Source organism: Mucilaginibacter sp. OK268, from assembly GCF_900103125.1.
GTDB lineage: Bacteria > Bacteroidota > Bacteroidia > Sphingobacteriales > Sphingobacteriaceae > Mucilaginibacter.
The window spans coordinates 200365-212878 of sequence record NZ_FNJV01000002.1 but is presented as its reverse complement, the minus strand read 5'-3'; the positions used below and the strand labels follow the sequence as shown (position 1 = coordinate 212878).

The following is a 12514-nucleotide window of genomic DNA, read 5'->3' as shown; positions in this document are numbered from 1 at the left end:
TTGAAACAAATAATGTGGCTTGGTAGGTGTTAACTTATAGGTACGAAATATTAAGTATTTAGAAATACGATGCTTCGTTTGTTTTATCGGCCTGGCTTTGCTCTCTTTTCTTACTGTAGAAAATAAACGCGGTGCAGATCAGGATACAGAAAATTGCTGATGTTTCAATAATGACATGAGTGAGTGGAATATGTCCCGGGCTATTGGAGATTAAAATACCGGCATCAGGCAGAAGTAATCCAAATAGTGGAAAACAAAAGAACATTCTTAATATTATTAATTTTTCCATAATTATTAACATTTAGTATGATAATGCTAAGATAAACATTATTTGATTACTATTTGAATAAAAATAATAAATCACTCGTACTACAATTGAGAAGTGAAAATGTTTTTGCTTTTTTTTTAAATAATTTCTCGGCCCAGTGAGGATGCCATATTTAACTTATAGAGCAGTGAAAAAAGAGAAATAAATTTTTAAATGAATGAACGTTCACTTATATTTGTAATGATATATGAGACCACGCGACGAAAATAAAGAGCAATTGATACGCCAAAAAGCTATTGAACTAATAGTTGATAATGGGCTTGACGGTTTTAGTGTAAGTAAACTGGCAAAGGCTGCGGCAGTATCACCGGCTACTATTTACATTTACTACAAGGATAAGGACGATCTGATTACCCGCTTGTGTGTTGAGGTAGCGGGCAAAATGATGGACTTTAGCTTTAAAGATTTTTCGCCCGAAATGGATTTTGCTGCCGGACTTAAAGTGCAATGGGTAAACCGGATGAAGTATTTCAGTAGTTTTCCAACCGAAATGGAATTCATTGAAATTATGCGGTATACCCATTATTACGAAGAGGTGAGTAAAACTCTTACTATTACCTTTGGATCGGTATTGGGGCCATTTATAGAAAATTCAATTCAAAAAAAGCAATTGATACCACTTCCATTTGAGGTTTACTGGTCAATTGCTTTTGCCCCTTTATATCAATTAATAAAGTACCATCACCAGGGTAATAGCTACGTAAATAACAAATTTGAATTGACTGAGGGTTTAATGATGCAAACTTTGAACCTGGTATTAAAAGCGCTTAAACCTTAAAAAATTTATCAATTTAAATAAACGAACATTCACTTATAAAAAAATAAACGATGAAACTTAATCATATTAATCTCCCTGTAACCGATGTAGCTGCCAGCATCAGTTTTTTTGAACAATACTTTAATTTTAAATGTGCAGAAATAAAAGGCGATAATCTGCTGGCTGTTTTGCAAGGCTCAGATGGCTTTACCCTGGTATTGATGGCTGATAGTTTTAACCGGAATGGCAACACAACATATCCCGACGCATTCCATATCGGATTTTTTGTTGAAAGCCGTGAACAGGTTACGGATATATATAATCGGTTGCTTGAAGGAGGATACGCTACAGAACACCCTCCGGGTAACCTGCGTGGCAGTTTTGGTTTTTACTTTAACGCGCCCGGAAACTTGCTTACAGAAATTACCTGCCAGGTGTAACAATTAATCGGAAGTTAAATCAAAATTTAAATTATTTCATCTTATGACACAGGCATCAGCTTATAAAGAACCCCACCATGTAATGCTGTTTTTTGAAGAGAAAGAAATTACAAATACACAGCATACGTGTATTAATGAACGTATTAGTTATTACGAAAACCTTAAAAAAATGGGTAAAGTGCTGTTAAGTGGTAACTTTTGGAATCAGGCCCGTAATTTTATTATTGTATATGTATCGTCAGATACGGAGCTGGAGCAAATTATAGATAATGACCCGGCTATACGTAATAATTTGTTTGAATTAGTAAGGGCCATGCCTTTTTGATACTGATTAAGCCGTATCATTTTTAATGATATTTTAAATAAATCGATTTATATTCAAAATAACGAATATTTAGAGTGTTTATGCTTAATAATAATGCCAAAATGAAAATATTTATGCAAGTTTTATTCGTAAATATTGAAAATATTTCGACATAATTTATTAAAATTAACCTGCTTGAAATATTATTTTACTTTTTAAGCAAAATAACTTGCATTGTATTCCCAAAAGGTGTAAATTAGGGATATCAAATTGTTAGTTATGGAAGAAATAGCGATTTTTAGAATATTCTCAAGCTTCCCTTTATTGGGATTACTAATTCCCGATCTTTCATCACTATTTATATTTCCGGTGAGGCAAATCTCTATAACACACTTGTATGTAGAGAGCTTTTTATTATTAACAGTTATCATTTGCACCGTAGGTATTTGGTATCACCAAAAGCAAGAACGAAATAATAATATGCAGGTAACGGCAGGTACCTGATCGCTGTTGTTTGCGTAAAGGAGGCTTAGCTATGTTTAAGATATATAATAAAGCCAATTATAAACTTATCCTATTTAATACCCTTATGCCCAGCAAATTTAAGCCGGGCTTTATTTTTTGTTGCCACGGTTAAATGATGTAATATTTTCACTTGTAGTAATGAATTAAGGTTTTTTCATATTTTTACTGTAAATGAACCTTGATCAATTTAACCCTTGCACCTTTGGTTTTATGCACTTTAACGCGTATTCGTTTAAAGCCCCCTGCTGTTTAAAAACAGTTTTAATTTTAATGTTTATATGCTTTTTTGGTACGGCTATGGGCCAGCACCGGTCGCACGAAGCGTTGACCTGGGGAGGTGGTGGCGGAAGCGGCGGTAATTTTGAATCTGGATATGGTATCACGTTTGGTGCAGGTATTGATGCGCCGATGAATTATTTCAAGGATATTTATAAGCCTGCGGCCGCGTTTAATTTAGGGGTTACGCGATTTATAGATAAACTAACCATAAGCCTTAATGTTGGTTATCACAACTATCAACCAAAAGACGCTTTTAACCCGGAGAAAATAACTATCGATATTGGGGACGGTGAAAATACCGGCTCCCAGGATCAAACCCCAATTATCGTTTTTTCTAGCTATAGGGTATTTTCAGGTTATGCAAGTATCGTTTATAACATTAATGTGGCAGATGGAGCAAGGCTTTATGGCGGCGCTAACATAGGAGGGTATTATACAGATTATTCATATCTGATTTTTGATCCCAATAGTGATCAGGGTGGTTCTGTAGTTACACCTGAGCGTAAGAATTTTTATATGGCCCCGCGCCTGGGGTTGATCTTTGCACTTAGTGATCACATCGGTGTAAGTGTAGAATCGACTTATAACTTTTATGCACCATTAAAAAAATCAAACAACAGTGGTGGAACATTTTATACTTCAGTAGCCGGGCTGGCGGCACTTACCTATAAGTTTTAATTATAGCATTAGAAAGTCATCGTTTATTAAATGGGCTTGTAAAAAACTCGTCAACTTTTTTGTTGAATTCGTCCCTGTGTTCAATCAGCGTGCCGTGCCCCGAGTTTGGAACTATCCATAAGTAGGCATTAGGGATGTTTTGTGAAATAAGCACGGTATGCTGTGTTGGGATCAGGTCATGATCGCCTCCGATAATCAATGAAGGGCTTTTGATAGCTTTTAAAGCCGAAAGCTTGATATTGGGCTGAAACCAATCGAGCAGAAATATCTTCCAGTCGTTTTTTTCTTTTGCTGTTTTAAATACCGTATTCTTTTTGGCTTCATACTCTTTTTGTTCCTGTTTCCAGTAGGAGGGTATAAGCCCTGTTGAATCTGGCCATAAATTGGCGCCTGTTGATGCCAGTTTGATCACCTTATCCGGATGGCGCATAGCCAGCTCGAGCGCGTTAATGCCGCCATCGCTCCAACCAATAACATATGCCGAATCGATATGCATAGCATCAAGTAAACCGGCAAAATCATCAGCCATCATTTCAAAACTCAAAGAATCGCGATCATCTTTTGATTTACCATGTGCCCGGCTGTCAACAGCTATAACTTTATATTTCTTCGCGAAGTAGGGGATGGTATTAGCAAAATTGCCCATACTGCCTCCGTTGCCATGTATCAACAGCAGTGGCTTACCTGTGCCATAAACTTCGGTATATAGCTTTATACCCCTTATATTATAGTATTTACCCGCGGCTACATTATCTCCATAAGGCGTTTTTACTTGAGCACTACACTCGGAATGTATCCATAATAAGCAGGCAACTAATAGATAAAGTGATTTTTGAATTTTCATAAAGGTTAACAATCAAGGATATAGCCTACAGATAAATTGAGGGTGCAGGCGGTATAAATGTATAATTACTTTAAATATATAATTGCCGAAAATATAAAAAACTGTGCTAACACGTTAAGTAATATTACCTTTGCAATATTAATTAAATACTTTTAAACTATACGCGTAAAACAATATCCTACTAAATGTAATTAGATAGAAATGTTTTACCACCTATACCAATATATTTCATGCCTGCCATTTGCCTAAAAAGTAATTATATAGCTTTTCTTCTTTTTTTTATACCTGGCTTACTTAGCGTCAGCCCCTCTTTTGCACAACAAGAAGGTACAGGCAGAAGCACTTTTAAATTTAAAACCGTAATTGTTGATGCCGGCCATGGAGGTAAAGATCCGGGAGCGCATGGCTCTTATTCAAAAGAAAAAAATATAGCCCTTAGTATTGCCAAGAAAATACGAGACCTTATTAATGATGAAATGGGTGGTGTTAAGGTAGTTATGACCAGAAGTACCGATGTTTTTGTGGAGTTGCACAAACGAGCGGATATTGCCAATGATAATCATGGCAACCTGTTTATATCTATACATTGTAACTCATCGCCTCAAAAACATAGTACAGAGCGAGGCTCTTTATTGCTGGTTTATGGTTTTCACCGGAGCCAGGAGCAACGTGAGGCCCTGCGCGAAAATGCCTCTATTTATATTGAAAAGGATTATAAGGATAAGTATAACGGTTATGGCAGCGATGCGGTTGTAAATACAATTGTATTGAATGCTTTTCAGCAAAAATATCGTAAACAGAGTATCCAATTTGGCGATCTGGTTGATCATGAGTTTAAAAAAACAGATGGCCGGCACAGTCATGGGGTGAAGGAGCAGGGGGTATTGGTATTAGCACAAAGTGGTATGCCTGCGGTATTAGTTGAAACCGGTTTTATTAATAATACTGCCGATGAGGAATACCTTAATTCGAGTGCAGGTCAAAATGAAATAGCCCGGTCAATTTTAAGGGCCCTGAAACAATATCGTAATAATTTGGAGGGAAGATAATTAGATTTAGTCATTGTTTTAACAAAAAAGCCGGACATTGATGGTCCGGCTTTTTTTATTAAAACTTTAATGAAGTTTACTGATTAACTTTTATATACTTTAATGTACCTCCGGATGTAACTGTGAGCGTATCTAAGTTAGTACTTATTTTGTACGGTACTTTGTCGAAAAAGACCTGGCTTATAGATGTACCGCTGCTATTAGGGTCTGTGGAACTTAACTTCTGGGTCAAATTAACATAAAGTACAGTACCGTTGGTATTATACGTGGCTCTATAAAGTGTGCTGGTTGGACTGGTAGCAGCAATAGTGGCATAAACATCAGTTTGTAAAGTGGAAAGCTGACCTTCATAAAAAGCAACGGTTTGTACGCTATCACCCAATGGGGCGCGATGTATCACTCTTTTCCATGCACCTACCAGGTTTGCATCCTCTGAGGCATCAGGGAGTTCGCTTTTCTTGGTGCATGATTGTATGGCTGTAATCAATCCTAATGCAATAACCAGCATTACTGCTTTTGTATAATAATTCTTGATGTTCATAGTAACTTTTTAAGTTTACAAATTTTGTGTTTTTTAATTAATTATCGCAAACTTAACACTGTTGTGTGCAAAAAGTTTTCATAAAGGGCAATTTTTATTGTCGTTTTATGCACATAGTGATATGTTTTGATCTATATATTAACCACATAGAATAGTTTTTACCAAAACTTTGAAAAATGCTAACTTAGTAAAACTCCTAACTCCAATTAATGTGGAATCTTTTATAATAACCATCGATAATATAGATTATCAGGTGAGCCTTTATTCGACGTTCCCCAGGTTATTTGATGTTTATAATAAAAACATTAATTATACCATCGGGAAAACAGATGCAGGTAATTGGGTTTATATCAAGCATGAGCCATTATCGGCAGTTATACCGCTTGAGCAGATTGGAATGGCTATTGATGACCATTTACCCGACGAGCAATAGAGGTATCTCAATCGGGGGTAAGTGTCTTTGTTATTGATATGTACCGACATAAAGTCCACTAAAATAGTAGAGATTTGTCATTAAATTTCAATAAAAAGATGTTTAAACATTTATTTTATAAAAGATCAATCCAAATATATACTTTTGGTGCATAAACAAAAGAAATTTAAAAAAAATTAACACAATGAAAAAGATCTTTATCCTGTTAGCCTCAGCATTTTTGTATACGGCTGCATCGGCACAAACAACCTGGACTGCGGACAAAAACCACTCAAACGTTAAGTTTACAGTAACTCACTTATTGGTAAACGACGTTGACGGTACTTTTAAGAACGTTGATGCAACCATAGTTGCCGCAAAACCTGATTTTAGCGATGCTAAAGTTTCATTTGTTGTACAAACAGCTTCTGTAAGTACCGATAATGAGAATCGTGACAAACACCTTTCAAGCGCCGATTTTTTTGACGTTGCCAATAAACCAACGCTTACTTTCACCAGCACAGGTATCACCAAAACATCTGATAAACATTACGCGCTGAAAGGTAATCTTACTTTAGCAGGTGTTACCAAACCTGTTACATTTGATTTATGGTACCGTGGTACTATTACCAACCCAATGAGTAAAGCTGATGATGCAGGTTTTCAGTTAACCGGTGTTATCAAACGTTCTGATTTTAATTTTGGTAGTAAATTTGGTGCGGCTATGTTAAGCGACGAAGTAACTATTAAGGCTAACGGCGAATTTGCTAAAGCAAAATAATCTTAATCAAGATATAATTAACGCAACGGCGTGCTCATATAAATGGGTACGCCGTTTGTTTTTGCTGATTGTTGTTTTAATCGTCGGCCAAGAGTTGTTTCAGGGTATCAAACCAAAGCTGGTTTTTAGTGCCGAAAAAGCCGTTGTCGATCATAAGGTATATCGTATTGTGCCCATCGGCAACTTTGTAACGGAGCCTTAGAGGCTGCCAAAACGTACCATTATTTTTGATGAGCGAACGTTTGTATACTTCGTCAAACCCCAGGTAAACCTGTTCCAGTTGGTTTAAAGGGATATTTAAATAGTTATAACCATCAATTACCAGGGTGCCGGTGGTTAATATAATTTCGCCTTCGCGATGATGCGGGGGCGGAGTAAGCGAAAAAAGCCCTCCAGCCGCGTCAATTAATGTGCATGCTGCAATTTCATGATCATAGCTCCACATCGCCTTACCTATTTGTAAAATTTGCATCGTTTAAATTTCGACAATATAATTGATAACTGCAACCTCGCTGTTTTGTGTTATCTCATGCCTAAGTAAAATCATTATCTTTGATCTGCAGAACTATTTTTCGCAGTATTTATCATATGGCTACAGAAGTTAAGTGCCCCAGTTGTGGTTTTGGTTTCCCGATAGAGGAAGTGATGGCAGAGGAGTATAAGAAGGAGCTTCGGCTTAAAATGCAGGATTATACCCGCCAAAAAGAAGAGGAGTACCGTAAAAAGGATGAGGATTTTTTAACCAAAGAGCGCCAGCAAAAGGAGGCTTTTGAACAACGGCTTACCGACGAAAAAAAACAATTGCAATTGGCTATGGAGCAAAACCTGCGTAAATCCATCAGCCAGGATTATGAGAACGAGGTGACGATGCTTAAAACATCGGCACAGGAAACCGAAGAAAAGCTAAAACTATCGCGCCAGAAAGAATTGGAATTTTTGCAGCGCGAAAAACAACTGCAGCAAAAAGAAGAAGAAATGGAACTGGCGCTGCAACGCAAATTGCAGGAACAGCGTAACGAATTGAGCGAACAGATCCGTAAGCAGGAAAATGAACGCCATAGTATAAAAGATACCGAATACCAGCTCAAAGTAAAGGAGCTTGAAAAACAGCTTGACGATCAGAAAAAGCTGGCCGAAGAGATGAAACGTAAAGCCGAGCAAGGCTCTATGCAATTACAGGGTGAGGCCCAGGAACTGATATTGGAAGAATTACTGCGCAATTATTTCCCGTTTGATGTGATCAGTGAGGTAGGGAAGGGTGTTAGGGGAGCTGATTGTATCCAAACAGTACGTAACCAGTTTGGACAGGAGTGCGGGAAGATCATTTATGAAAGTAAGCGTACAGCCACTTTCGGCACCGATTGGATCGAAAAGTTAAAGAAAGATATGCGCAGTGTAGGCGTAGATGTGGCCGTTATTGTTACGCAGTGCTACCCTAAGGGAATGGATTGCTTTGGCGAAAAGGATGGGGTTTGGATCTGTAGTTTTGACGAAGTAAAAGCGGTTTCCTACATCCTGCGCGATGGGGTGATCAAACTCTCCAACCAGGCCCGCTCGCAGGACAATAAAGGCGATAAAATGCATTTGCTGTATGATTATTTAACCAGCAGCGAATTTTCTGAGCAATGGAAAGCCATCCGCGAGGGCTATATGAGCATGCGCCTATCCATACAAAAGGAACGTGATGCGATGGAAAAGATGTGGAAATCGCGCGAGAAACAATTGGATAAAGTATTGCTGAATGCCGCGCACATCAAGGGTAGTGTAGAAGGTATAGCAGGCAGCGATTCTATACAATTGAGTTTAACAGATGATGAGGACGCGTTGCTGTTGGAATAAGGATTTTTTCCTGGAACAAAAATTTTTGGAACAAGGAGCAAGGATGTTTCTTGGAACAAGGATTTTGGGAGCAAAGAATAAGGACTTTTTTTGGAGCAAAGAGTGAAGATTTTAGGAGTAAATCAAAATTATATCATCCTGAGCGCAGCGAAGGTGCTATTCTAAATAAGGGCGTTACCTTCGGCCCGCGCTATCCGCTCATACGCCACAAGGCATTAGGCACGGGCCGGTACCCACTGCTATCGCTAACGCGGAGGACTAATTATTGAATTAATGATTTAGTGATTATTGATTTCTTTTCCCCGTCAGCAGATAAGCTTCGGGCGAAAGCGGGCAGAACGATGGTGGCTCTGTGCGGCTGCGGGGCATAGCAAGTTTTTGCTGAAGCGCAGGATAATGAGCGAACGAAGTAGAGCAAAATAATTGCAGCCCTGGTTCTGTCCGGTTTGCGGGGCAAAGGCCTTATGCGGCAAAGAAGCATTTCTGGTGACTTGATTTTTGGTTACTTTTCATCAAGGAAAAGTAACAGCCTTAGCGGCAATTGAGCGTTCTGCGGTATGTATTATTCGCCCTGTAAAGCTTAGAGATTGCTTCGTTCCTCGCAATGACGCTTGGAGAGAAATGCCCAGCAGAAAAGCTTTGTTATCCTCCAAAAAATCGCTATATTTGTATATACCACAGCCCAGTTATCCGATCAAAAAGGATAACCGGGCTGTTTAGTTAAAGACAAAATAAGACCAAAAATCGACCGTTTTGTATGTAGTTATTTGATATACAGTAATTTAATACTTTTTAAAGTTTTTAAAACTCATCAAAATCACGTTAAAATTTGTTAAAAAGTGTTAAAATGAGGGTTTTTCGATTGGTTTTTGGCCCTTTTTATCCTGTTTTTGAGCAGAAAAGTGTTAAAATTTAAGGTTTAAAAAGTTTTTTGCACCCGATGAGGATATCGTTCCTGTCATCAATTACAAAGTTAAATCAGTTTTTCTGTCATTTTAAAATATACCCATATCAGCATTTTTTGATCCTGAACTTTTTTATAGATTAGTTGCTTTATTCACAGCGATATATTTGTCTGTATAAGAGTTAATTAACTAATTAAAATACCCCTGTAAAAATGAACGACGACCTGATACTGGAAACCATATCGGTAACCAAAAACTTTTTTGGCGATAAATCTTCCGGTGTTAACAATATAACCATATTTATACCTAAGGGTAAAATTACCGCCATTGTAGGCGAAAGCGGAAGCGGTAAAACTACACTGCTCAATTTGTTATATGGTCACCTGCAACCCGATCATGGGGAAGTGTTTTTTAAAGAGGAGCAGGTTTTAAGCCGGGATAATGGATTACAGCACGCTCATAAGGTAATGCGCCTGGTTACCCAAAACGGAAACGATATGGATACGCAATTATCTGTTTGGGATACGGTAGGTGCCGGGCTTCAGGAGGAAGATAAAAGCCTTACCATACAAAAAGTAACCGAGGCCTTGAATATGCTGCATATTTATCAATTGAAGGAACAGCCTTTTGGTAAATTAAGCGGCGGCGAAAAACAACGGGTAACCATTGCCAAAGCCCTCATCAGTCGCCCGGAAGTATTGTTGTTGGATGAGCCCTTTAACCAGGTTGACGCTACCTATCGCGAGGGTCTTCAGCATGATATCCGGTATATTGTACAGGCATGGGGAGTTACCGTAGTGTTGGTATCACATGACCCCGCAGAGATCCTGTCGATGGCTGATGAACTGATTGTACTGAAAGAGGGGGAGATCGTTGAAAACGGAAGCCCGGAGCAATTATATCATTCGCCTAAGCTGTTATATACTTCGCAAATACTGGCCAGCTGTAGTCAGCTTACATCTACCCAGGCCAAAGTCTGCGGTATTAAAAGCAGGCGTGGCGTAGTGGTTATATATGCCGAACATATCAAGATCGGTGTTTTAGGCAATAAGTGGCTGGTAACGCAGGTATTGTTCAAAGGCTTTTATGAAGAGCTGATCATTGAACGCGAAGAAGTTATTCTTCGTGTAATCAATCATGACAGGGGTAAATACCCCAAGGGTACTAAAATCAGTATCAACATCAATAAATACTTTGAGTTTGGAAAATGGGAGGGGTAAGATAGAAGCAAGATTCTTAGAGTCAAGAATCAAGATTTGGTACTTTACTTATATTACCCAAATGTTTTTTCTTGATTCTTGACTCTCGGTTCTTGACTCTCGGCTTATGCCAGTTCCAATTTAGCCTGCTTCTCTTTGCGGTATTTACTGAGGTTGATGAGCAGCACACTGCCCAGGATGATCACGAGGCCGCCTACCTGTAAAAGTGTAATGCTTTCGTGCGCGAACAGTACGCCCAGTATAACCGCTATAACCGGGTTTACATAAGCATAAGTACTCACCTGTGTTGCCGGACGAACCTGTAAAAGCCATACATAAGCGCTAAATGCGGCTATGGAGCCAAAAACTATCAGGTAAAGTAAAGCCAGCCAGCTATGCGTAGGGATGTTTTGCCATTGCAGGTTTTGCACTTCGTGATTAAAAAAGCTCGATGGTAAAAATATAAAGCCTGCGGCTAACATCTGCCAGGCTGTATTTACCGATGCAGAGCCTTGGGTGTTATTGTATTTCGAATATAGAGAGCCTGATGCCCATGACATTGCTCCTATGAGTAATAGTAACATCCCCGGCAGTTTTGAAAGGCCGACTGACGAATCAAATAAACCACGTATTTGTTCGCTAAACAGCAACACAACACCGGCAAAGCCTATAACTAAGCCAACAATGGTAGATGTGCTTTTAAAGTTTACACGCCAGTTTTGTTTATCGAATAATACAAACCATATGGGTGCCGATGATACCATGATGGCCACCATAGCGCTGGGAAGTGTTTGCTCAACCCAAATTACGGCACCGTTACCTATCACCAGTAGTAAAAAGCCAGTAACAGCGGCATGAATGATATTGCGCTTTATAAAGATCTGCTCTCCTTTAATTTTGCACCAGGTTAATAACAAAATACCGGCAGTAAGAAAACGAAGGGCGCCCAACAACATTGGTGGGAACCCATCGACAGCCATTTTTATAAAAAAGTACGTCGATCCCCAAACAATATAAACTGTTGCGAAGGCGATGATAACCATTAATGGTGATGCGGATTTTTGAGGTGTTAAGGCCATGATGATATTTATTTTTCGGGTATAACTAATTGTTGCTCTTCTTTAACCGTTTCCAGCACTATGGTGGTGCGGGTGCTGATGATGTTGGGTATTTTGCTAAACTGGTTACGCATAATACTCATCAATGAGGCTGAGTCATAGGTACGTACTTTTACCAGGTAGCAATCTTCGCCGGCTACATGATGCACTTCTTGTACTTCGGGTATTTTGGCAAGCTCCAGCGTTGCGGTACTGTAACCTGGTCCGTCAGCAGCCTTCATAAATATAAAGGCCAATAGTTTCTGCTGTAGGGCAACCGGATTAATGCGGGTAGTATACTGCTGTATCACGTTTTTTTGCTCCAGTTTTTTTACACGCTCCAGTACGCCCGATGGTGCCATACCCAACTCACGGGCCATGTCGGCATTTGATATTCGGGCGTTTTCCTGCATCAGTCGTAAAATATGCAGGTCGGTTTTATCTAAGGTTATCTCTGTTTCGCTAATCATTCTGTAATATTATATAATTATCGAATTAAATTCAATTAAAATAATAAAAAATGAATTTAATTCGAC

General features: G+C 38.7%; 15 protein-coding genes. 9 read left to right on the top strand and 6 right to left on the bottom strand.

Annotated elements, in window-relative coordinates:
- Positions 1-58: 58 nt before the first annotated feature.
- The gene (locus BLR84_RS06815) at positions 59-289 is read right to left on the bottom strand and encodes a hypothetical protein (RefSeq protein ID WP_143013849.1); all 231 of its coding nucleotides are present in this window, start codon (positions 287-289) and stop codon (positions 59-61) included.
- A 226-nt stretch (positions 290-515) separates the two neighbouring features.
- On the opposite strand from BLR84_RS06815, the gene BLR84_RS06810 reads away from it, so the two are divergent.
- From BLR84_RS06810 to BLR84_RS06790, 4 genes are all read left to right on the top strand, one after another.
- A complete protein-coding gene (locus BLR84_RS06810; protein WP_090466311.1) occupies positions 516-1106 on the top strand; it encodes a TetR/AcrR family transcriptional regulator in 591 nt (196 codons plus the stop codon).
- A 50-nt stretch (positions 1107-1156) separates the two neighbouring features.
- Entirely contained in the window at positions 1157-1525 is a 369-nt protein-coding gene (locus BLR84_RS06805) for a VOC family protein (protein ID WP_090466309.1), read from the top strand.
- Between the two features lie 43 nt (positions 1526-1568).
- The gene (locus tag BLR84_RS06800; protein ID WP_090466307.1) at positions 1569-1850 is read left to right on the top strand and encodes a YciI family protein; all 282 of its coding nucleotides are present in this window, start codon (positions 1569-1571) and stop codon (positions 1848-1850) included.
- Positions 1851-2624: 774 nt separating this feature from the next.
- Positions 2625-3311, top strand: coding sequence for a hypothetical protein (locus tag BLR84_RS06790; RefSeq protein ID WP_143013848.1), 687 nt, complete (start codon positions 2625-2627; stop codon positions 3309-3311).
- A 16-nt stretch (positions 3312-3327) separates the two neighbouring features.
- On the opposite strand, the gene BLR84_RS06785 is transcribed toward BLR84_RS06790, so the two are convergent.
- The gene (locus BLR84_RS06785; RefSeq protein WP_090466301.1) at positions 3328-4155 is read right to left on the bottom strand and encodes an alpha/beta fold hydrolase; all 828 of its coding nucleotides are present in this window, start codon (positions 4153-4155) and stop codon (positions 3328-3330) included.
- 230 nt (positions 4156-4385) lie between these two features.
- On the opposite strand from BLR84_RS06785, the gene BLR84_RS06780 reads away from it, so the two are divergent.
- Positions 4386-5204, top strand: a complete 819-nt coding sequence (locus BLR84_RS06780; protein WP_090466299.1) for an N-acetylmuramoyl-L-alanine amidase family protein — start codon at positions 4386-4388, stop codon at positions 5202-5204.
- 76 nt (positions 5205-5280) lie between these two features.
- Here the strand turns inward: BLR84_RS06780 and BLR84_RS06775 are convergent, their stop codons facing one another.
- Positions 5281-5745 carry a hypothetical protein gene (locus BLR84_RS06775; RefSeq protein ID WP_090466297.1) on the bottom strand — a complete coding sequence of 155 codons (465 nt, stop codon included), beginning with the start codon at positions 5743-5745 and terminating at the stop codon, positions 5281-5283.
- Positions 5746-5956: 211 nt separating this feature from the next.
- On the opposite strand from BLR84_RS06775, the gene BLR84_RS06770 reads away from it, so the two are divergent.
- The gene (locus BLR84_RS06770) at positions 5957-6178 is read left to right on the top strand and encodes a hypothetical protein (RefSeq protein WP_143013847.1); all 222 of its coding nucleotides are present in this window, start codon (positions 5957-5959) and stop codon (positions 6176-6178) included.
- 184 nt (positions 6179-6362) lie between these two features.
- Positions 6363-6938, top strand: coding sequence for a YceI family protein (locus BLR84_RS06765; RefSeq protein ID WP_090466293.1), 576 nt, complete (start codon positions 6363-6365; stop codon positions 6936-6938).
- Positions 6939-7014: 76 nt separating this feature from the next.
- Here the strand turns inward: BLR84_RS06765 and BLR84_RS06760 are convergent, their stop codons facing one another.
- Positions 7015-7410: a hypothetical protein gene (locus BLR84_RS06760; protein ID WP_090466291.1), complete on the bottom strand. Its 396-nt coding sequence runs from the start codon at positions 7408-7410 to the stop codon at positions 7015-7017.
- A 116-nt stretch (positions 7411-7526) separates the two neighbouring features.
- Here BLR84_RS06760 and BLR84_RS06755 point away from each other — a divergent pair, with 116 nt between their 5' ends.
- Together BLR84_RS06755 and BLR84_RS06750 are read left to right on the top strand one after the other, a co-directional pair.
- Positions 7527-8777, top strand: a complete 1251-nt coding sequence (locus BLR84_RS06755) for a DUF2130 domain-containing protein (protein WP_176851981.1) — start codon at positions 7527-7529, stop codon at positions 8775-8777.
- A 1117-nt stretch (positions 8778-9894) separates the two neighbouring features.
- On the top strand, positions 9895-10902 hold the full coding sequence (locus BLR84_RS06750) for an ABC transporter ATP-binding protein (RefSeq protein ID WP_090466289.1): 1008 nt from the start codon (positions 9895-9897) through the stop codon (positions 10900-10902).
- Positions 10903-11006: 104 nt separating this feature from the next.
- On the opposite strand, the gene BLR84_RS06745 is transcribed toward BLR84_RS06750, so the two are convergent.
- Both BLR84_RS06745 and BLR84_RS06740 read right to left on the bottom strand, forming a co-directional pair.
- Complete coding sequence (locus BLR84_RS06745) at positions 11007-11960, bottom strand: EamA family transporter (RefSeq protein WP_218128236.1); 954 nt, start codon at positions 11958-11960, stop codon at positions 11007-11009.
- A gap of 8 nt (positions 11961-11968) precedes the next feature.
- Complete coding sequence (locus BLR84_RS06740; RefSeq protein WP_176851980.1) at positions 11969-12448, bottom strand: Lrp/AsnC family transcriptional regulator; 480 nt, start codon at positions 12446-12448, stop codon at positions 11969-11971.
- Positions 12449-12514 lie beyond the last annotated feature (66 nt).